This window comes from Granulicella sp. L46, assembly GCF_009765785.1.
Classification (GTDB): Bacteria; Acidobacteriota; Terriglobia; order Terriglobales; family Acidobacteriaceae; genus Granulicella.
In genome coordinates, this window is the sequence record NZ_LMUT01000005.1 from 105,955 (window position 1) to 126,522 (window position 20,568).

The following is a 20,568-nucleotide window of genomic DNA, read 5'->3' on the forward strand; positions in this document are numbered from 1 at the left end:
CGCTGGTATTGACGGTGCTGGGAACGGTTGTGGATTTGCAGGTTGGACGCTGGGCTGCGGCGTTCTTTGGGCTACCGTCGAGCGCGGTGCATCACGGGTTGTTGGCGCTTTGGATTGCGCCGTCGTTTGGGTTGCTGGTGTTGTTTCCGATGCTGCCGTTGTTGTCGGCGAAAGGGAATGGGAAGGGAAGGACGATATGAAGAAGTTTATGGAGTTGGTGCCGAAGGGCGTGAAGGTTACCGCGGTGGTTTGGATGTGCGCGATTGTGGTGTTGGGGATTGTGGCTGGCTGGATGTTTCCGCATTGGGGAGATAGCGGGAGTTGCCACATGGGGGCGGTGGCAAGCGTGGCGATTGGCGCGATCGGCGGGCTGGTGATGGGCGCGTTTATGGCGGCGTGGACGCTTTGCCTGGGGTATGTGTATGCGGATGCGAAGCGGCGGGGGATGCGGCCGGTGCTGTGGACGCTGATTGCGGCGCTGTTTCCTCACCTGTTCGGGTTCCTGCTGTACTTTGCGCTGCGGCAGCCGATGACGCCACGATGCCCGAAGTGCGGGCAGCCTGTGACGCTGGACCAGCGATTCTGCTCGTGGTGCGGAACGCCGGCGCCGGTGGCTTCCGGGGCGGAGTCTGGGCCCGCAGTTTGAGGAGGTTAGGATGCTAGCCTTCTGGGCTGAAAAAAATGAGCGAAATCACTGCCAATCGTTGTTGAACGGGACTATTATGCTGTCGAACCGCCTCTCCTACCCCCCGAGCCCGGGAAGAACCTGACTTGCTCGGTATCAGGACGGCTCAATACTGAGTCTTGAGGTGTTGTATGGAAATGCTACGTGTTTTGGTCATTGCGTGGGGAGCTGTTGGGGCCGCGTTGCTGGTGCTGCTTGGATACCGTGGAACGCTGACACGGTATGAAGAAGACCAGATCTTTCTGAGTGATGCGGTCAGCATGGAGTCTCAGCAACAGACCGACATTCAGCGGAAGCTGCTGAGAATCCGACCGGCTCTGGTTACCATGGTATGGACGATTGGTGCGCTGACGGCCGTGATTCTTGTGGTGTTTGTCAAGGACATGGTGTCGCACCTGCTGTAGAGAGTTTGTACAGGGTAGGGGTAGCCGGAGCGGCGGGCTCCGGCGCGGCGCACTGCCGCACTTTCGGGCCATCGCGTGAGGCTTCGCGCGATTGGGGAGAGTCTTTTATAGAATCGGGAAGAGCCCAGGTGATTGACGGGGTTGCGATCGAGACTGGGTAGTGGGGTGCGTGCTGGACGCAGGGAAGCCATCGAGGACGGCGTTGGGGGTGGCGATCCGCAGAGCCACGCATCAGTTGTACGATGCAGAGCCGCGGGTGCTGGACGATCCGATAGCAGTGCCGCTGCTGCGCAAGACGTATGGGGCAAAGCTGGATGAGGCGGCGGGGACGTTCAACGAACGATCGTCGCTGGGAATGCGGGCGTGGATGGTGTCGCGCAGCCGGTTTGCCGAGGACAAGCTGGCGGAGGCGGTGAGACGCGGGGCGGAGCAGTATGTGCTGCTGGGGGCGGGGCTGGACACGTTTGCGCATCGCAATCCGCATGCCGGGGTGAGGGTGTTCGAGGTGGACCATCCGGCGACGCAGGCGTGGAAGCGATGGCTGGTGGCGGAGAGTGGTCTGCCGGAGGTGGATGACGTGCAGTATGTGCCGGTGGACTTTGAGCGGCAGAGCCTGGCGGCGGAGCTGGAGGCTGGGGGCCTCGATGGCTCGAAGCCAACGATGTTTGCGTGGCTGGGGGTGGTGCTGTATCTGACGCATCCTGCGTTTCGGGGCACGCTGGATTGGATCAGCGGATTTCCCGAGGGGAGTGGTGTGGTGATGGATTATGCGCTGCCGCGGCATGCGCTGCCGGAGGAAGAGCTAGAGGGCCGGGATCTGCTGTCGGCGAGGGTTGCGAGTATTGGCGAACCGTTTCAGCTTTTCTTCACACCGGAAGAGATGGGGGCGGAGCTGGCTGCGTTTCAGGAGATTGAGGATGTGGACACGAACGAGATCAACGCCCGGTATCTGGCGAATCGGACGGATCGATTGAGCCTGGGAGGCAAGGGCGGGCGAATGGTGTGTGCGTGGCGGTGAGAGGGATGCGGGGTGGGTTGTATGCTGGACACCTATGGGAATCGTCGATTCGGGAACGCAGGTAAAGACTGAGATGTTTGGGACGCTGGCTGGTGGCGGCGTTGTGCAGAAGTACACGCTGACGAGCGCTGAGGTTGAGTTGGAGCTGATCTCGTATGGCGCGCGGGTGGTGGCGTTGAAGACGAAAGATCGCGATGGAGTTTGGGGCGATGTGACGTTGGGGTATGGCGAGCTGAAGCCTTACGTGGAGAACACGAATGCGTTCTTTGGGGTGATTGCGGGACGGTATGCGAATCGGATTGCGAATGGGCGGTTTGAGCTCGAGGGCAAGACGGTGCAGACGACGATTAATGACGGCGAGAATATGCTGCATGGCGGGGTGGAGGGGTTTGATCAGCGGAACTGGGAGGGCGAGGTGGTGGCCGATGGCGTGGAGTTTGCGCTGGTGAGTCCGGATGGCGATCAGGGGTATCCGGGGGCGCTGACGGTGCGGGTTCGGTACACGCTGAAGGGGAGTGTGGTGCGGATTGATTACTCGGCGAAGAGCGATAAGACGACGGTGGTGAACCTGACGAATCATGCGTACTTCAATTTGGATGGAGAGGCTTCGGGGACGATTCTGGGAGAGGAACTGACGCTGGAGGCGGATGCGTATACGCCGGTGACGGATGCGGCGGCGATTCCTACAGGAGAGATTGCGAAGGTGGAAGGGACGCCGTTTGATTTTCGTAAGGCTACGGTCATTGGGTCGCGGATTGGCGAGACGAACGACCAGCTGACGTTTGGGCGTGGGTATGACCATAACTGGGTGGTGCGGGGGAAGGCTGGGGAGTTGAGGCCGGCGGCGAAGGTGGTTGCGCCGAAGTCGGGGCGGGTGCTGGTGGTGGAGACTACGGAGCCGGCTATTCAGTTTTATTCGGGGAATTTTTTGGATGGAACGCTGGTGGGGAAGTCGGGCGTGGCGTATGTGCAGCGGAGTGGGTTTTGTTTGGAGACGCAGGCGTTTCCGGATGCGCCGAATCACGGGAATTTCCCTAGCGCGACGTTGAAGGCGGGGGAGGAGTATACGAGCGTGACTACTTGGGAGTTTGGGGTGGAGTAGGGTTGGCGCGGACGGATTGTTTCTGGCAAAGACAAAGGCGGAATGCAGGGACTCTCCGCTGCGCTGCGCTTCAGTCGAGATGACGGCGGTGTTGGTGGGCGAAGAGGATTCCGGGGGCTAAAGCCCTGAGGTTTGGGCTGGGATATTGTCCGGGCTGAAGCCCGGACCTATCTCAGGAGCAAGCGCAACGGCGGATGAGGGCGGCTGGTGGGTGGGGTGTAGGTGGGAAGAACGGGAGACAGCAGGTTCCTCGCTGCGCTCGGAATGACAGCCAGAAAGGCAAGTGCAATGGCGAAAGCGGAATACAGGGGTCTCTCCGCTACGGCGGCTGTGCCGCCTTCGGTCGAGATGACGGAGTGGTGGGTTAGGAGTTTGCCAAGAACGGGAGACAGCGGGTTCCTCGCTGCGCTCGGAATGACAGCCAGAAAGGCAAGTGCAAGTACAGGAACAACAGCAACAGCAACGACAAATACGGTGGTCCTTCACTGCGTTCAGGATGACGGCGGGAAACTTGCAACCGCAACAGCAACAGCAGGTTCCTCGCTGCGCTCGGAATGACAGCCAGAAAGGCAAGAGCAAAGGCAGGAGCAAAGGCAGGAGCAAAGGCAAGAGTAACGGCAGGAGCAAAGGCAAAGGCGGAATGCAGGGATCTCTCCACTGCGTCTTCGCTGCGTTGCGACTTCGGTCGAGATGACGGCGGTGTTGGTGGGCGAAGAGGTTGGATTAGTGGGAGCTGGCTATCTGGCGGTCCAGGGTGTCTAGCTGTTGGGGGTCTAGTTGCTGGCGGATCTGGAGAAAGGTGTGGGCGTATTCCTTTTCGAGGTCGCTGCGGGCCTGGGAGACGCGGTCGATGGCGGCGAAGACTTTGGTTTCGTCTTGAAGATCGGTGCGGGAGAGGCTGGCGAGGCCGATCTGTTCGCGCTGGAGGTTGGTGTAGAGGTTGGTGATGGTGGGCCAGTTGGTCTCGAAGATGTTGTCCATGCGGTGCTGCTGATCGGAGGAGAGGTTGAGCTTTTTGACGGTGCCGTGATCGTCCCACCAGCGACCGTTGAGGCCTAACTGCAGGCCCATGCGGGGTTGACCGTGGGAGTCGAACCTGGGGTGTTCGAAGCGGCCGGGGTTGCCGGGTGCGGGGGCGTGCATGCCGCGCTCGCCCATCATGCCGCCGGGATTGCCGGTTCCCATGGGATGGCCGCCGCCTCCGTGCTGGGCCAGGGCGGGGGTTGAAGCGAGGGTCACGAACAGACACAACGGCGCAGCTACCAGCAGGGCAAAGCGCCCGGCGACGATGCGTCGAGATGTGAGGTTAAGGGTCAAGCGTCCTCAGCAGTCTGAATTAGTCCTGGATCGAAGCCGGGGGCCCGGGATTGGGTGCGGTCGGGGATTGGAGGCCGAGGGCCGCGGGTGAATCGGTGGCGGGATCGAGAGAGGCGTCGATGTTATGAAGCATTTGATTGTCGGCGGAGACCTGGGCGGCGGAGTGGGCGGCGCGCGGAGGAGGGGCGATGCTGGCGGTCTCGGTGAGCGCGGGAGCCTTGGGCGCGACGGATGGTTGCTGAATTGGAGCCGGTTGGGCCGATGCAGCGGGCGCGGGCTGGGGTGTGTTCAGGACGGAGAACTGGTGGGTGGCATTGATGAAGGCGAAGCCGAGGGCCATCGAGAGCGTGGCGGTCGCCCAGGCTGTGTGACGCTGCCAACTGGGGCGTTGCGAGGGGATGGGGATGGGTAGAGTGGCGGAGCGGCGCTCGCTCCAGGCGGTGGAGACTTGCTGGAAGCTGGCGATGGGCGAGCGGGCAGCAGCAACGCGCTCGGCGCAGAGAGTGCAGGCGGCGAGGTGCGCGGCAGGGGTGGCGGCGAGGTCGCCGATGAGGAGGTCGTCAATCTGGTCCGGCGTCAGGTGGTGCGTGAGACGCGCGGCGGAAGACTCGGCGGCGATGAAGGCGAGTTGGTCCGGATGATTGTTCATAGGGTTTCTCCGGCAGGATGGGATTCAGGTGATGCGGTGTGTTGCGAACTCCGTGCTCGGCGGCGCGGTTTGGGGTTACGGGCTTGGTCGGGTGTGGCTGACTGGGCGGCGCGAACCTGGGCGCGCACGGATTTGAGCGCGCGGTGGAGATGAGTCTTGACGGTGTTGACGGGGATGTTGGTGATGGCGGCGATCTCGGAGAGCTCGAGGTCTTCAGAGAAACGCATGAGGAAGACGGTGCGCTGGTTGGGCGAGAGGTTCTGGAGGGCGGCGTAGACCTGGGCGGCCTTTTCTTTGACCAGGAGACGGGACTCGGGGGAGCTCTCGGGGCTGGGGAGGAAGTTGGCGGCGTCGGTGATGTCGATGGCGGTGGCGCGGGCCTGGCGCCAGAAGCGGAACTTCTGCAGGCGCTGCTGATCGCGAATGAGATTGACGGCGATGCTGGTGAGCCAGGTACTGACGGAGCAGTCGCCGCGGAAACGTTCGCGGGCGTTGTAGGCCTTGAGGAAGCAATCCTGGGTGATGGATTCGGCGAGGTCAGCGTCGCCGACGGAGAAGGCAACAAAGCGCAGCAGCCGTGGCCTGTGGGTGCGGACCAGGGTGTCCATGTCGTCCAGCTCCGAGGCGGTGCGCTCGGTGGCGGGGACGTTGGCGATGGATGCGTCGAGAGCTAACTGCATATGGTTGGAGACGTGCGGGCCTCTCCTTCAGGTTACATAAAAGATGAGGGAATTCGGGGGGAAGTTTCAGGGTGGGGGTTCGTCTTCTGGACGATTGGCTCGCCGCGCTCGCGGGAGCCGCTGCGCGACTCGAAATACGGGGGTCCTTCACTTCGCTCAGGATGACGGCGGGTGGTGGTGGGGAGGGGGCTAATGGGATGCTTTGTCAGAGGCTTGGGCGGATTCGGCGGCGTGGGCGGCGGACTCGGCTGCGGAGGCTGCCGAGGCTTCGGCGGCGTGGGCGGCGGCGGCGGCCTCCTTGGATTCGGTGTAGGCGACGGCGGCGGCCTCCTTGGATTCGGTGTAGGCGACGGCGGCGGCCTGGGCGGCGGCCTGAGCGGCTTCGGCGGCGTCCTGCTGAACGAAGTACTCGTCGATGATGACGGCGATAAGGGCGGCGGTGGGGATGGCGACGAGAGCTCCGACGATGCCAGCGAGGTCTGAACCTACGAGCAGGGCGACGATGACCGAGAGACCGAGGAGGTTGACGCGGCTGCGCATGATGCGGGGGGTGAGGAAGCCGTTTTCTATTTGGATATAGATGACGTAGAAGATGAGGACGCCAGCCATCTTGGTCCAGGAATCGGTCGCGGCTACGCAGGCTGCGAGCACGATGGTGATGAGACCGCCGGCGATGGGAATGATGTTGAGCAAACCCATGAGTACGCCGAGGAGAACGAAATATTTTACATGCAGGAGGCCGAAGACGATGGTGCTGCAAACGCCGAGGATGAGCATGAGGGCGAGTTGACCGATGAGCCAGCTGCTCATGCGCGCTTCGCCGATGACGAGGGTTTTGGCGAGGCGGTCGCGAGAACCGTCGGGGACGAAGGAGAGGAGGTAGTAGTAGACAGCGTCGCCTTCGAGCATGAAGTAGATGCAGAGGATGAAGGCGGTGATGAGGTCGAGGAAGTGGCCGAGCCAGAGCGGAGCGGTAGCGAAGATGTATTGCGCGGTGGCTGCGAGGGCGGCTTCACTTTTTGCGGCGAGAGAGTCGACGCCGAATTTGTCTGCCATGGGCAGATGTTTGAGTTTGGCAATGAGGCTGGGGATGCGTGGGGGAAGGTCAGTAGCAAAGTGCTGGATGTCTTTGGCTACGGGGGGAAGGGCTACATAGAGGAAGACGGTAAGAGCGGCGAAGACGGAGAAGACGAGGGCAACGATCGCGACCGGACGCGAGGGCGAGTATTTGCGGATGCGCAGGCACATGATGCGCTGCACGATGGGGCCGAGGACGACGGCGAAGAGCGCGCTGACGTAAACGATCTCAAGAACCTGGCGAAGGCGCCAGGCTAGCGCGAGGCAGAGAGCGATCCCAAAGGCGAAGAGGATGTAGCCGCGCACGGTGGAGACTTGCGTCGCGTGATCGTCAGCGGGATTGGAGTTGTAGGGCTGCAGCGACAGCGGGCACACTCCTTGGTTGGGCGGATGCGGTTGTAACGGATGCTCTCACTTGGATGCAAGGGTGCGCAACTTGGCTGGCTACTGTTATTTAGTGGGTGTGGTTACTTGTTGGGTGCAGGAGGGATGAGTTTGATCTGGAAGATGGTGGGCCACTCTTTGCCGGTGACGAAGAGGCGGTCGTGCTGGGCGTCGTAGGCGATGCCGTTGAGGACGGCTTCGTCGTCGAGATGGAGCATGGGGGAGAGGAGGCCGGTGAGGTCGATCCAGGCGATGACATGGCCGTCGCGGGGATTGATGCGGGCGATGCGGTTGGTGTGCCAGACGTTGGCGTAGATCTCTCCGTGGATGTACTCGAGCTCGTTGAGGAGGGTGACGGGTGAGCCCTGGTCGGTGACGGTGATGTTGCGGACTTCGTGGAAGTCTTTGGGATCGCGGAAGCGGAGGGTGGCGGTGCCGTCGGAGGTGATGATGTGGGTGCCGTCGTGAGTCATGCCCCAGCCTTCGCCGGTGTAGGTAAAGTTGGCGAGCTTGTCGAGGGTGGCGCGGTTGTAGACGAAGCCTGCGTTGGTTTGCCAGGTCCACTCGTAGAGGTTGGAGCCCCAGTCGACGATGCCTTCGCCGAAGTATTGCGGGGCGAGGTCGATGTGCTGGGTGATGCGGCCGGTGGCGGGGTCGGTGACCAGGATTTGGGAGTGGCCCTTGATGCCGGTGCCTTCGTAGAAGAGGCCGTTGAGGTAGAAGAAGCCTTCGGTGTAGGAGGAGGTGGAGTGGGGGAAGGTGGCGACAACTTTGTAGCTGTAGACGGGGGTGGGCGAGGTTTGGGCCGGCGCGGAGGGGAGGGCGAAGAGCAAGGTGAGGGCGAGGAGGATGGCGCGGCGCATGAAGGTGAGGATATCGCAGAGGGGTAAGAATTACTGATTGCGCAATAGATGATCGTCGAGTTTAATCGCCGTCAGGAAGTGACTCGCAGTGCTTTGTTGTTTACGAACATTTTCGAGTGTGTGAAGGGTCTCCTTCTTATTTAGCTGAGTATGGGATGCTGCGGTCCAACGCCGGTATAGCTCATCGAGGTCAACATGAATACTAGGATTTGTCGGCTTCTCGTCTTTATTTTTTGGGGTGCTTTCGGATATCAAGTGTGCGCGCAAGGGCCGGGGGGAAGACCTGGCTCGGTGACGCTGTTTAATAATGTGCGTGTGTTGAACAGGGCGGGAGAACTTACTGCGCCTACGAATGTGCTGGTTCGGGGCAACTTGATTGAGCGGATTACGACGTCTCCGATTCCGACGGACCGGATGGCGACTACGAAGATCATCGAGGGCGGCGGGAGGACGTTGATGCCGGGGATGATCGATGCACATACGCACATCATGATGCAGGAGATTCCGATGTCCGTGGCGATGACTGCGGACATTGGATACATCACGCTGGTGGCGGGCAAGGCGGCGACGGACACGTTGATGCGTGGGTTTACCAGTATTCGCGATCTGGGTGGGCCGTCGTTTGGGCTGAAGATGGCGATCGACCAGGGGCTGTTGCCGGGGCCTCGCATTTATCCATCGGGGGCGTTCATTTCGCAGACCAGCGGGCATGGTGATTTCCGGATGCCTTATGAGATTCCGCGGGTGATTGGAGGACCGTTGAGCCACGCGGAAGTGATAGGAGTGGCTGCGATTGCGGATGGTCCTGATGAGGTGCTGCTGCGCTCGCGCGAACAGCTGATGAAGGGAGCTTCGCAGGTTAAGCTGATGGCGGGCGGCGGGGTAACGTCTGTGTACGATCCGCTCGACGTGGCGCAGTACACGGAGCCGGAGATTCATGCGGCGGTGCTGGCGGCGGACAACTGGGGCACGTACGTGACGGTGCATGCGTATACGCCGAAAGCGATTCAGACGGCGATTGCGGCGGGAGTGAGGTGCATCGATCATGGACAGCTCGCGGATGATGCGAGTGCGAAGCTGATGGCAGAGAAGGGGATTTGGTGGAGTCTGCAGCCGTTCCTCGATGCCGATGATGAGAGCGCTGTTTTGCCGAACCCGGCGAACCAGGCGAAGAGGCTGCAGATGAGAGCGGGGATCGACACGGCTTACAAGTTAGCGAAGAAATACAAGATTAAGACAGCGTGGGGGACGGACACGCTGTTTGACGCAAAGCTTGCAACGCGGCAGGGCGCGCAATTGACCACGCTGGTGCGCTGGTACACGCCGTCGGAGGTATTGAAGATGGCGACGGCGGACAATGCTGAGCTGTTGGCGCTGTCGGGGCCACGCAATCCTTATCCGGGAAAACTGGGCGTGGTGGAAGAGGGAGCGTTGGCGGATCTGCTGCTGGTGGATGGCGATCCGGTGGCGGATATTAAGTTGATCGAAGATCCTGGGAAGAACTTCGTGGTGATTATGAAAGACGGTGTCATTTACAAGAACATTGTGAACGCGGAGGGGCCGCGATAGAGGTGCGGGTGGCGATGGAGAAGCAGATTCGCCAGGAGAATGACAGAAAGAAAAGCAAGGACAAGAACGGGAGACAGCAGGTTCCTCGTTTCGCTCGGAATGACAATTTCCGTTGGAAATTGTCGAAGAATGGCAACGGCAGAGGCAAAAGAAGAAGCGGATTCCCAGAGGGAATGACCGAAAGAAAAGCAACAGCGAAGCCCGGCTGGTAAACGGCAACGATGTTGAAAGCCCCCGGGGTTAGCGGGGGCTTTTGATGGCGGCGAGGACGGCTTCGACGGTTTGGTCGAGGGAGAGGTCTGTGGTGTGGATGGTGTGGGCGGCGATGCGCTCGTAGTGGGGGCGGCGGAGGCGGAAGCGGCGCTCGGCGAGGTTGAGGTCGGCGAGGTTGGGGCGGGCGGTGGCAGAGGGGTCGGTTGCCTGGACGGCGCAGCGGGCGACGAGGGTGTCGAAGTTGGCGCAGAGGTAGACGACGGCGGTGTGGGGTGTCTGCTCGAGGAGCAGGCGGTTGCCGAGCTCTTCGGGGGCTCCGCCGCCGAGGGCGAGGACGAGGCGGCGCTCGCCTAGCAGAGAGGCTAGCGTGGAGGATTCGAGGTGGCGGAAGTGGGCTTCGCCATTCTCGGCGAAGATCTGGGGGACGGTGCGTTGGTGGCGAGTTTCGATCTCGCGGTCGAGATCGAGGAAGCGCCAGCCGAGGCGCTCGGCGAGGAGAGCGCCGGCGGTGGTTTTTCCGGAGCCCATGAAGCCGGTGAGGATGATGCGATCGAGGGTGTCGCGTTTGGGGATGGAATGGTTCGTGGCGGGTTTGGGTTTGGTGGGCATGGCCTGGGTTGGTTCGATAAGGGTGGCTGTACTCATTGTCGTCTCCGTTGGTGGTTCGGTGAAGCAAAGTTTGTTGGGGCAAAAGAAAAACCGCAGACCTTGTGGGCTGCGGCTCGGTGGATGGCTTGGGTTCTCGTTAGGGGTGATCAGAGAAGCGCACAAGGCCGCCGGGCCGCTGGGGATACCAGTAGCAATAGCTAAATCGGCCGGTGGTGGGGCGCAGGTTCATCGAGATTGATGGTAGCGCGATGAGGAGCTAATGGCAAGAAGCAATTCTGCGTGCAACGCAGGCTGTAACTCTTGACAGTAGTGTGGGGGCCTATGCGGCCTATAGATTTTCTTCCCGAGCCCGGACGAAGGTTCTATGCGCGGGGCAGCGTCAGGATATGGAAAACCGGAATGCAGAGTAGAAGAGTAGCGACTACGAGTAGTGCTAATCGGACACCGCGAGTTTTGAAACGCTGACTGATTGCCATCAACAGGAGCACCGTTGCCAGCGTCACGGTTACTCGCACGTACTGGTCGGAGAGCTGTCGGTCTCGAGTGCCTTGCTCGAATACTTCCGTAGCTTGGTCATTCAATTTGGCAGCTTCTTCCGTCTTGGAGCTTCGGTATGCCGTCATCGACTGAGGACCTGGCGGAGCATTTGGGTTGTTGATGGGGTCAGTGTTCTTCCAAGCTTCAAAGGAGGGACGAAATTCAGGAAGCAAACGCCGTTCAAAAAGATCGGCGAGTTTCTTGTCGCCGTGCGCTTCCGCTTTCAGCCACTCAACCACGGTCGAAGAGTTATACAAACGCTCCTGATTCGCGTAGGTGGCAGCTCCCTCGGCTTGAACCCGCAGTTTGCTTGCCTGGCCATAGAGCTCTGACTGATGCCCGGTCCAAAGCGCTGCCTGATAACCACTCCAGGCAGTGGTAATAGCGACTATGGCGAGGATTAAGGCCTCGACGATCTCCAATATTTCGTGCCCCACGGACTGTGATGGTTCTTTGCGCTCGCTTAGGTGGTGAGCGATTTCGATGTTAGAACCTCCAGCCTCGGGCATTCGGAAGGTCTCCTCTTAGAGCGTCCTATGGTAAATCACGGGTCGAACTTTAGCATATGCCGGCAGTGTTGAGAGGCCGCGCTGTGTTGCCGAAAACACCGTTTTGCGGGGAGTGGCCTTCGTTAGTCTCACATCTGCGAGAGTTGATAATTGAAGTTCTTGATCGCAACTGTCATCTGTTTGCTGACCCCGTTGACCAGTACGCTGGAAACATAGTTGACTCCAACCGGCAGCTTGGAAAATTGCACGGCGAGGGTGACAGTATCGGTCGGCGCGGTTAGATAAGTGGCGACCTGCAGCGACAGAATCGACTTCGACGCCTGATCGAATACGAGAGTCATTGAGTCTCCCGGTTTGATGTAATTCCTGATCACCAGAGTAATTGTGCCGGGGGCTCCGCCTAGTTGAATCGAAATATTGCCCGTCGCGTAAGCCCGCTGCAATAGCTGCGGGTCTGGCGGTGCATATTGCTTTACGAGCCCGGCGACGTCCTGGCCGTACTGCTGAAACTCACCGGTCTTCTTTGCGACAATCCTCTGCTTCAATCTTCCACCCGAGGGAGGGGGTGCGGAGGTTGAACCTAATTCAATCTTCTGCTGCTGTCCATCGGGGCCGAGACTGACCTGGTAGCTTACCGTCTTCTTAACCTCGCCCTTCAGGCTGATCACTTGTTGCTCCTGCCAGGTGTAGCGAGCGAGGGCCTGTTTGTTTGCCGCAGCAGCTTGTTTGACTGCCTGCACTTTCGCCATCAATTCTGGATTTTGTGCGTAGGCTACGGGGACAGCAAATACCAGACCGGAAGCGATGGCTGAAAGGACGACTGCCGAAACCGTGGATGTCAGATGAGTCTTCATATTTTTCCTCGTTAGAAAATTGGATAGCTGCAGGTTTCGGGCGGCAATGCCCAGCGAATCGTTGGTTTTCCGAATGATTGCCGACCCAGTGTACGCCTCGGTCGGCGCGCAACGTCGATGGAAGCCACCGGCACAAACACCGTCAGGCGTTGTTTGGGATAAAGCTAGCGACCCTCTTTGCGGTTGCGGATTATCAAACGGGAGACGAAAAATACAAAGAACACCAAACCGGCGCCCAGCAGGAAACCGTACCAAAACTCATTGGTTAGCATGCTGAGGAGAATAGCATCCGTCACAAAACGGTTGATTGGGTGGTGGGCGGTTTGCTGTTTTACAGCGAAGAAATATCTGGCCTTCAACACTCGTTCGCAAAATCTGGTTTTCGGCAAGGTCAGCTTAAGTTTCCGAAGACACCGTTTGTGAGCGAGGGTGCCACTTGCTTCGGGCCGAATTTCTCGGAGGAGCTTTCTGTCTTTGCTCGGTCCGAACCCGAGCGATGCCTCAGTCACCGTGACATCACTGTGACAACTTTTTCGACAGGCCTGATATACGCTGATCGCAGAAGCATAGAGGTGCCCCTTGGGAAGGCGTTTTATCCAATCGCTGCTCGAAGCGTTGATGCTTCTCTGCTCGTTATTCTTGACGATGCCCGACGCGCTTGCGCAAGAAGCGAAGGCGAAATTTGTTGGATCTGCGACCTGCGAACACTGCCATGCAAAGGAGTTCAAAGGATGGGAAAAAACCCGCATGGCGAATGTCGTTCGCGATCCGCACACACATCCTGACGCGGTCTTGGGAGACTTCTCAACGGCCGATCCGGTCCGGACGTTCGGACTCGATGAGGTGGCGTTCGTGTACGGCAGCCGATGGAAGCAGAGGTACTTTACCAAGCGCGGTGATGACTACTTTCCGCTCCCGGCTCAATGGGACGTTGCGAAAAAGCATTGGTTGCCATACCACGCTGAGACGGGCACCGATTGGTGGCTGCCGTTCTACGGTCCCAGCAACTTTGATCGACCTACGGGACCAACGTGCGACGGTTGCCACTCCGTGAACTATGACATCGCAACAAAGACGGTCACGGAGTGGAATGTCGGGTGCGAGAAGTGCCACGGGCCAGGAAGCCTTCATGCGGCGCATCCAACGAAACAGAATATCGTCAATCCCGAGACGTTGGACTACGTGCGTGGCAATGACACCTGTATCCAATGCCATAGCCAGGGTCGTCCGGTAACAGCTTCGGCGGACGGGAAGGTCTATGACTGGCCGGTGGGGTATCTGCCCGGGCAGCGCCTGGCGGATATTTGGAAGCTGGAAGACCTGAAGCCGGGTGTGACGAACTTCTATCAATATGCCGACATGACGGCGCACAAGAACCGGATGCAGGGCAACGACTTCGTGCAGAGCACGATGTACCACCGGGAGCTGCGTTGCTTCGACTGCCACGATGTCCACAGCACTGCGAACGTAGCGAGCCTGAAGCTGCCGGGGAACGCGCTCTGTCTGAGCTGCCACGCGGCAGAGATGGAAAATGCTGCAGGACTTAAGGGAACGGTGAGCGCTCACACTCATCATGCGGAGGGGAGTGCCGGCAGTGAGTGCGTGGCTTGCCATATGCCGAAGATCGAGGCCACGATCAAAGACAACTTCGTCCATGCACATACGTTCCGCTTCATCACGCCGAGCTTGACGGAGAGTTCGGGTGTACCCAATCCCTGTACGAGCTGCCATGTAGGGAAGTCAAATGCGTGGGCAAAGAAAGAGTTGCAAAGCTGGACAACAACTTCGCCGTGGCGTGTTGGACAGTAGCTCGCGAAGCTCCCGCAAAGTTGGGTTTCGAGCAACTGCAGTGGCTGGTAATTGGGAATGGGCCGATGAGATTGTTGAGGGGCTATTGATTCTTTGGCGTTGGTTTGTCGGCTGCTTGAGGTTAAAAGCGAATTCCCTTCGTAGGCGAACAGGCGGGTGCCTGAGGGTACGAAGGGAATTGGTGGAAGGGTGGCTAGTTTTCTTTAGTGGTGGGGGGTTCTTCTTTTAGCTTGCTGGCGATGTTGGACCAGACGGCGTCGCTGGGTTCGGAGCCGGAACCTTCGCCGCTGGGTTCGAAGAGGCTCTTGGCTTGTTCGGCGATGGTTTCGAGGTCACGGACCAGGGAGGCGCAGTCTGGATGAGCTTTGAAGAAGTTGGCGAAGCGGGGGTCTTTGCTGATGGAGCCGCCGCCGGACTCGAAGAGCTCGGGGAGATATTCTTCAAACTCTGCGGTGGTCATGTTGTCGAGATTGGCTGAAGCGAGATCTTTCATCGTGTGATCCCCTTCTGCGCTGCGGGCTCTGCGAGGCTGTCTGCAGATTGAACTGAAGCGGGTTGAAGGGCCTGGGACTCGCGAAGGAGTTCGCGAAGCTTGAGGCGGGCCTTGTGGAGCTGGGACTTGCTGTTGCCGGTGGAGCATTCGAGCATGGTGGCGATCTCATTGTGCTCGAAGCCTTCGACGTCGTGGAGTACGAAGACCATGCGGTAACCGGGGGGAAGCAGGGCGACGGCGCGCTCGAGCGTGACGCGGTCGACCGAACCCGAGAGCATGGTGTCGCGGGAGCCGAAGTCGCGCTTTGGCGCGTCTTCTTCAGAGGGGTTGATGGTCTCTTCGAGCGAGACGAGCTGGAGGCCCTTCTTGCGCAGATGCATGAGCACGAGGTTGACGGTGAGGCGGTGCAGCCAGGTGGAGAAGGCGCTCTCGCCGCGGAAGCTGCCGAGCTTGCGGAAGAGGTGAAGGAAGGCCTCCTGGGTCATGTCCTCGGCTTCGGAGACGTTGCCGAGCATGCGCAGGCAAAGGGTGTAGACGCGGCGTTTGTGGAGGGCGTAGAGCTTGGCAAAGGCATCGGGGTCGCCATTTTTGGCGCGCTCGATGGCTTCAGCTTCACCGGCAATTGGAGCGTTCCGCTTGAAAAAGCCGGGGTTCGGTTTCGTCTGCATTCTAGGTAGGCCTTGAAGTTCCATGAATTTGTCCGCTCTCGGCTAAATCGAACGGCGCAGGTTCTTCACGTACTCAGGAGTTGAACGCTGCGCGATAGATAAAGGTTTCAAGAGCTTGGACTGAGGAATGAGCCGGAGGGTTGTCCGGTGGATTCCTGGGGTGGCTAAGGTGATAGCAGGAAAGGGTTTGTTGTTGATTCAAGTGTACCCTAACTGCCGGAAGGCGGTTGTCAGTTCTCAGTTCTCGGTTGATTAGTAGAGCTGAAGCTTGCGGGGTCAGCTGCCGAGGAAGCGGGCGTAGAGGGAGCGGGCCAGGCCCGGGTCGGTGGTGCCTTGGATGAGGGCGCGGCCGTCAGGAAAGACGGTGAGGGTGTAGGGGTCGTAGGTGAAGCGGAGGAGGAGGCCGTTGGCTCTTACCTGGCCTAAGGGTTGGAGGCGGGTTTCGAGCTCGGCTAGGTTTAGGGGGTGGTTGTGTTGGTGGATCTGAACGGAGTTGCGGCCGCAGAGGGTGATGTGGGGGCGCTGCTCTCCGGCTAGGGCGCGGAAGATGCGCTGGCCGCAGACTTCGCAGTCGGCGCGGGGAGTGGAGGTGTTGATTTCGGAGCGGGTGTTTGCCCAGAGGTCGAAGGAGAGGAGGGTGCGGCGCATGCGATCGGGTTGGTGGGTTAAGAACTTTAGGGCTTCGGTGACCTGGAGGGAGGCGGCGAGGTTGACGGCGGTGGAGAGGATGCCGGCGGTGTCACAGGTTTCGATGTTGCCGGAGGGGGCCGAGGGGAAGATGCAGGCGAGGCAGGCGGTTGCAGGGGATAGGGGATAGGGGATAGAGGATAGCGGTACGTCGCTTCGCTCCGTCTGCAAATACGGGGGTTCTTCGCTGCGCTCAGAATGACGGTGTGCAACTTCGGAAGGGATTGGTCGGGGGAGGATGTTCATGGTGGCGGCGTAGGCGCCTACGGCGGCGGCGTAGATCCAGGGGCGGTGGTCGCGGACGCAGAGGTCGTTGATGAGGTAGCGGGTTTCGAAGTTATCGGTGCAGTCGAGGACGATGTCGGCGGAGAGGAGGCCGGGGGCGTTTTGGGGGACGAGGTCGGTGATGTGCGCGTCGATGTGGACGCTGGAGTTGATGCGGGCGAGGTGGCGGCGGGCGGCTTCGGCCTTGGGGAGGGAGGCGCGGGCGTCGTCTTCGTCGAAGAGCATTTGGCGCTGGAGGTTGGAGGGCTCTACGAAGTCGCGGTCGATGAGGGTGAGACGGCCGACGCCGGCGCGGGCTAAGAGGCTGGCGGTGGCGGCTCCGGTGGCTCCTACGCCGACGATGGCTACGTGGGCGCGGGCGAGGAGTTGCTGGCCGGCTTGGCCGATGGGGGCGAAGAGGATTTGGCGGGAGTAGCGGTCTGCATCTGAGATTGGGTCTGGGATGGGGGTGGTCAGGTCGTGGGTGGTCAACGCAGACATAAGCGAAGTATACGGTTTGCGGAGGGCGGGCTCGGGTCTGCCACAGGTTCTGCGAGTGCGTGTGAGAAAGAGAATGAGGGTTGTGGGTGAGATGAGAGCCTCGGGGTCCTTCGGCTGCGCTCAGGATGACAGGTCTCTTGGGTCAGGTTCGTCGATGGGAATCCGGAGGGGGTCGGTAAGGGGGAGCGAACCCGCGGAGCGTGGATTGCATCTGTAAAATGAAACCCATACGGGATGCGTGAAAGCCGTGTGTTTTGAGGCTGTGCGGAACGGGCCGCAGGATGATGGATTGACGAGAGACAGGGCGGCTTTCGAATTTGCGAAATTGAAGGTTGAGAGGATAGCGGCGTTGGCGCGGAGCGAGTGGTTGGGCGAGCGCGAGATGAAGCGACTCTCCGCGCGCCTGCTGGGGGTTGAGGGTGGGACGCGTCCGTGGGGATGGACGCGATGGGCGATGCTGCTGGTGCTGGGATGCGTGGGAACGGCTGTGCGGGCGCAGACGGTGGACACGGTTGCTCCGCCGGCGCCGCATCCGAGCGCGGAGAATCAGAGCGCACAGGTGACCGATGCACTTCCTGCGTTGCAGACGAGCCTGTGGGCGAAGGCGGGCACAACGGTGACGGCCGTCCGGTTTGTGGGAGTGGTGTTTGGGGAGAAGAATGCGATTGTTGGGGAGTTGTCGCAGAAGGTGGGCGAGCCGCTGAATCCGGACAAGGTGCGGGCGGATTTGCGGCGTCTGTTTGCGTCGGGGCTTTACGTGAATATCAGCACAAGCGTGGTGCCGGAGGGGAAGGGTGTGGCGCTGGTGTATTCCGGGCAGCCACAGTATTTTGTGGGGCGGGTGACGATTGACGGGGTGAAGAGTGAACGGCTGGCGTCGTTGCTGGAGTTTGCGACACGGCTGGAGCCGGGAGTACCGTTTGCGAATGGCGCGCTTACTACGGCAGTGGAGGCGGTGAAGGAGTCGTTGGCGGAGAACGGATTTTTTATTCCGAAGGTGACGCTGGCGACCGATGTGGATGATGTGAATCGTCAGGTAAATGCGACATTCACAATCGAGACGGGACCGCAGGCGCGGGTTGGCACGGTGGAGGTTGGGGGAACGGATGCGGGGATCGATGTGGCGACGTTCCGGAAGAAGGGGCGTCTGAATTGCAGCTGGCTGACGACGTCGTGGGATAAGTTGTTTGGCCGCGCATGCGATCTGAAGGTGACGCGCGAGACGACCAGCAATGCGCTGTCGGGCGTGCGGGAGTACTACCAGAAGCAGGAACGGCTGGAAGGAACGATCAGCCTGCAGAAGTCGATCTACGCGGCGCCGCGGCGGCAGGTGGATTACGATTTCTCGGCGAACCAGGGGCCGGTGGTGCAGGTGGTGGTGAATGGGGTGAAGCTGTCGAAGTCGCGCGTCAAGCTGCTGGTTCCGGTGTATGCGGAAGGCGCGGTGGATATCGATCTGCTGAATGAAGGTGCGTTCAACATCAAGGACTTCCTGCAGCAGAGTGGGTACTTCGACGTCACGGACAAGGTGGAGATACTGGGCGCGGGGACGGCGCAGGTGCAGGTGGTGTACACGGTGGATCCGGGCAGGAAGCACAAGGTGACCGAGGTGAAGCTGCAGGGGAACAAGTATTTCGACGACAGCACGCTGGAGGACGTGATGCGGGTGAAGAAGGCCGACGCGTACCAGCGCAGCGGACGATATAGCGCGCAGCTGCTGGCGGCAGATGTGAGCTCGATTGAGGCGTTGTATCGTGCGAACGGATTCAGCGCGGTGAACGTGACGTCGGAGGTGAAGGACGAGGACAAGGGGCCGCATGGAGCGGACTTGAAAGAGGCACAGATCCAGGTGGTGTTCACGATCCATGAGGGGCCGCAACAGAAGTTTGGCAACGTGGAATTGACGGGCGTGGCGGAGGAGCGCAGGAAGGATATTTTGGCGATGCTGAGTTCGAAGACGGGACAACCGTTTTCGCTGATTACCCTGTCGGGCGACCGCGACGCGATTCTCAACTACTACCTGGCGCACGGATTCGATCAAGCGCGGGTGGAGCTTGCGCAGGCCAAGGAGAATACGAATGAATCGCGCACCGATGTGGAACTGACGGTGAGCGAAGGGCAGAGGGTCATGGTGCAGAACGTACTGCTCTCGGGGATTGTGCACGCGCGGCCGAAGGTGGTGCAGGGTCAGATTCTGGTGCACGCAGGCGATCCGCTGGATCAGTCGGCGTTGTTGCAGACGCAGAGAAATCTTTACAACCTGGCGCTGTTCAGTGAAGTGAATACAGCGGTGCAGGATCCAATGGGGAATGCGCCGGAGAAGAATGTGCTGGTGCAAGTAACCGAAGCTAAGCGGTGGGATATTACGTACGGGTTTGGGATCGAGGCGCAGACGGGGACGCCGACCCTCATTACGGGCGAGACGCAGGGAGGGACGGCGGCGCAGAACGGGAAGGCGGGGGTGAGTCCGCGGGTATCGCTGGATGTGTCGCGGATTAATCTGCGCGGGACGCAGGACTCGCTGACGCTGCGCACGGCGTACGGGTTGCTGGAAAAGATAGCGACGCTGAGTTTCAATGTGCCGCAGCTGTTTGGGAACAGGAGGCTGACGGGAAGCCTTTCGGGCGGCTACTCGAATGTGCAGAACATTACGACGTTCGCGTCGTCGACGCTGCAGGGCGATGTGCGGATGGTGCAGAAGGCGAAGCGGGCGGACACGTTTATTTACGACTTTGAGTATCGGCGGGTGTCGGTGGATCCGAACTCGCTGGCGATCACGCCGAATTTGATTCCGCAGTTGTCGGAGCCGGCGATTGTGGGAGGGCCGCAGGTGACGTGGATCCATGACACGCGGGATCCGAGCCCTCTGAATGCGGGAAAGGGAAACTATTTTTCGTTGACGGAATTTCTGGCGGCAACCCAATTCGGATCGGAGGTTGGGTTCAACAAGTTGGACGGGACGGAGTCGACGTATTACACGTTCGGGAAGCGGAAGTACGTGTTTGCGCGCAGTCTGCGGATTGGATTTGAAAAGTCGTGGGGGCCGAATCCGAATGCGTTTAATGGCGGCGACCAGATTGGGGTGCAACCGACGGCTTGCGCAGGACCACTACTGGAGACCAATCCGACGTGCAATGCGGTGCCGCTGCCGGAGCGGCTGTATGTGGGTGGAGCGACGTCGCATCGCGGGTTCGGGATCAATGACGGAGGGCCGCGCGATGGCACGACAGGGTATCCGGTGGGTGGAGGAGGAGCGGTGGTGAACACGTTCGAACTGCGTATGCCTCCGCCAACGCTGCCGCTGGTGGGCAGCAGCATCTCGTTTGTGTTGTTTTGGGATATGGGCAATGCGTTTCAGTATTCGGGAGATATGTTCAAGAGCATCGAACATTTTCATCAGCCGGACAAGGCACAGTGCAGGGACCTGGCGGGGCCGCTCGCGGCCGCTGGCGGCAATGCGTCGGAAGCGGTGGGCACCTGCAACTTCAACTATTACTCGGACGCGGTGGGGCTGGGCATTCGGTATGGGACGCCAGTGGGACCGATTCGCGTGGACTTCAGCTGGAACTTGAATCCGCCAATTTATCCGGTGTTTGACGACTATACGGGCGCTGCGCCTTATGTGGGGCAGGCTAGCCACTTCAACTTCTTCTTCAGTATTGGACAGAGCTTCTAA

The 20,568-nt window shown here is 60.1% G+C and carries 21 protein-coding genes; 9 read left to right on the forward strand and 12 right to left on the reverse strand.

All coding sequences use genetic code 11. From position 1 onward, the window contains the following. The 5 genes from GSQ80_RS04575 to GSQ80_RS04595 form a co-directional block, all read left to right on the forward strand. A partial coding sequence (locus GSQ80_RS04575; protein ID WP_158786333.1) for a hypothetical protein occupies window positions 1–200 on the forward strand: 200 nt, incomplete at its 5' end. Next, entirely contained in the window at window positions 197–646 is a 450-nt protein-coding gene (locus GSQ80_RS04580) for a zinc ribbon domain-containing protein (protein WP_158786334.1), read from the forward strand. The genes GSQ80_RS04575 and GSQ80_RS04580, both read left to right, overlap by 4 nt. A gap of 170 nt (window positions 647–816) precedes the next feature. Continuing rightward, window positions 817–1,089: a hypothetical protein gene (locus GSQ80_RS04585; protein ID WP_158786335.1), complete on the forward strand. Its 273-nt coding sequence runs from the start codon at window positions 817–819 to the stop codon at window positions 1,087–1,089. A 169-nt stretch (window positions 1,090–1,258) separates the two neighbouring features. Continuing rightward, a complete protein-coding gene (locus tag GSQ80_RS04590) occupies window positions 1,259–2,107 on the forward strand; it encodes a class I SAM-dependent methyltransferase (RefSeq protein ID WP_256369870.1) in 849 nt (282 codons plus the stop codon). 34 nt (window positions 2,108–2,141) lie between these two features. Then, the gene (locus GSQ80_RS04595) at window positions 2,142–3,209 is read left to right on the forward strand and encodes an aldose epimerase family protein (RefSeq protein ID WP_158786336.1); all 1,068 of its coding nucleotides are present in this window, start codon (window positions 2,142–2,144) and stop codon (window positions 3,207–3,209) included. Between the two features lie 723 nt (window positions 3,210–3,932). Here GSQ80_RS04595 and GSQ80_RS04600 read toward each other — a convergent pair. The 5 genes from GSQ80_RS04600 to GSQ80_RS04620 all read right to left on the reverse strand — a co-directional run bounded on the left by GSQ80_RS04600 (window position 3,933) and on the right by GSQ80_RS04620 (window position 8,179). After that, entirely contained in the window at window positions 3,933–4,526 is a 594-nt protein-coding gene (locus GSQ80_RS04600; RefSeq protein WP_158786337.1) for a Spy/CpxP family protein refolding chaperone, read from the reverse strand. 19 nt (window positions 4,527–4,545) lie between these two features. Further along, entirely contained in the window at window positions 4,546–5,175 is a 630-nt protein-coding gene (locus tag GSQ80_RS04605; protein ID WP_158786338.1) for a hypothetical protein, read from the reverse strand. Then, complete coding sequence (locus tag GSQ80_RS04610; RefSeq protein ID WP_158786339.1) at window positions 5,172–5,855, reverse strand: RNA polymerase sigma factor; 684 nt, start codon at window positions 5,853–5,855, stop codon at window positions 5,172–5,174. Before GSQ80_RS04610 ends, GSQ80_RS04605 begins: the two co-directional genes overlap by 4 nt. A gap of 189 nt (window positions 5,856–6,044) precedes the next feature. Further along, complete coding sequence (locus tag GSQ80_RS04615; RefSeq protein ID WP_254059440.1) at window positions 6,045–7,307, reverse strand: AI-2E family transporter; 1,263 nt, start codon at window positions 7,305–7,307, stop codon at window positions 6,045–6,047. Window positions 7,308–7,399: 92 nt separating this feature from the next. Continuing rightward, complete coding sequence (locus GSQ80_RS04620; protein ID WP_158786340.1) at window positions 7,400–8,179, reverse strand: glutaminyl-peptide cyclotransferase; 780 nt, start codon at window positions 8,177–8,179, stop codon at window positions 7,400–7,402. A gap of 195 nt (window positions 8,180–8,374) precedes the next feature. Between GSQ80_RS04620 and GSQ80_RS04625 the strand changes: the two genes are divergently transcribed. Next, a complete protein-coding gene (locus tag GSQ80_RS04625; RefSeq protein WP_158786341.1) occupies window positions 8,375–9,748 on the forward strand; it encodes an amidohydrolase family protein in 1,374 nt (457 codons plus the stop codon). Window positions 9,749–9,762: 14 nt separating this feature from the next. Further along, window positions 9,763–9,960: a hypothetical protein gene (locus GSQ80_RS04630; RefSeq protein ID WP_158786342.1), complete on the forward strand. Its 198-nt coding sequence runs from the start codon at window positions 9,763–9,765 to the stop codon at window positions 9,958–9,960. A 28-nt stretch (window positions 9,961–9,988) separates the two neighbouring features. On the opposite strand, the gene GSQ80_RS04635 is transcribed toward GSQ80_RS04630, so the two are convergent. The 4 genes from GSQ80_RS04635 to GSQ80_RS23230 all read right to left on the reverse strand — a co-directional run bounded on the left by GSQ80_RS04635 (window position 9,989) and on the right by GSQ80_RS23230 (window position 13,219). Continuing rightward, entirely contained in the window at window positions 9,989–10,606 is a 618-nt protein-coding gene (locus GSQ80_RS04635) for a shikimate kinase (protein WP_158786343.1), read from the reverse strand. Window positions 10,607–10,932: 326 nt separating this feature from the next. Then, entirely contained in the window at window positions 10,933–11,616 is a 684-nt protein-coding gene (locus tag GSQ80_RS04640) for a hypothetical protein (protein WP_158786344.1), read from the reverse strand. A 128-nt stretch (window positions 11,617–11,744) separates the two neighbouring features. Further along, window positions 11,745–12,470 carry a hypothetical protein gene (locus GSQ80_RS04645; protein WP_254059441.1) on the reverse strand — a complete coding sequence of 242 codons (726 nt, stop codon included), beginning with the start codon at window positions 12,468–12,470 and terminating at the stop codon, window positions 11,745–11,747. Between the two features lie 164 nt (window positions 12,471–12,634). Continuing rightward, on the reverse strand, window positions 12,635–13,219 hold the full coding sequence (locus GSQ80_RS23230; RefSeq protein ID WP_254059442.1) for a hypothetical protein: 585 nt from the start codon (window positions 13,217–13,219) through the stop codon (window positions 12,635–12,637). On the opposite strand from GSQ80_RS23230, the gene GSQ80_RS04655 reads away from it, so the two are divergent. Further along, the gene (locus GSQ80_RS04655; protein WP_254059443.1) at window positions 13,218–14,279 is read left to right on the forward strand and encodes a cytochrome c3 family protein; all 1,062 of its coding nucleotides are present in this window, start codon (window positions 13,218–13,220) and stop codon (window positions 14,277–14,279) included. The genes GSQ80_RS23230 and GSQ80_RS04655 overlap by 2 nt on opposite strands. 193 nt (window positions 14,280–14,472) lie before the next feature. Here the strand turns inward: GSQ80_RS04655 and GSQ80_RS04660 are convergent, their stop codons facing one another. The 3 genes from GSQ80_RS04660 to GSQ80_RS04670 all read right to left on the reverse strand — a co-directional run bounded on the left by GSQ80_RS04660 (window position 14,473) and on the right by GSQ80_RS04670 (window position 16,892). Then, a complete protein-coding gene (locus GSQ80_RS04660; protein ID WP_158786346.1) occupies window positions 14,473–14,772 on the reverse strand; it encodes a hypothetical protein in 300 nt (99 codons plus the stop codon). Further along, window positions 14,769–15,464, reverse strand: a complete 696-nt coding sequence (locus GSQ80_RS04665) for an RNA polymerase sigma factor (protein WP_158786347.1) — start codon at window positions 15,462–15,464, stop codon at window positions 14,769–14,771. The genes GSQ80_RS04660 and GSQ80_RS04665 overlap by 4 nt, the downstream gene beginning before the upstream one ends. Before the next feature lie 252 nt (window positions 15,465–15,716). Then, complete coding sequence (locus GSQ80_RS04670; protein ID WP_158786348.1) at window positions 15,717–16,892, reverse strand: ThiF family adenylyltransferase; 1,176 nt, start codon at window positions 16,890–16,892, stop codon at window positions 15,717–15,719. A 289-nt stretch (window positions 16,893–17,181) separates the two neighbouring features. Here GSQ80_RS04670 and GSQ80_RS04675 point away from each other — a divergent pair, with 289 nt between their 5' ends. Continuing rightward, entirely contained in the window at window positions 17,182–20,568 is a 3,387-nt protein-coding gene (locus GSQ80_RS04675; RefSeq protein ID WP_254059445.1) for a POTRA domain-containing protein, read from the forward strand.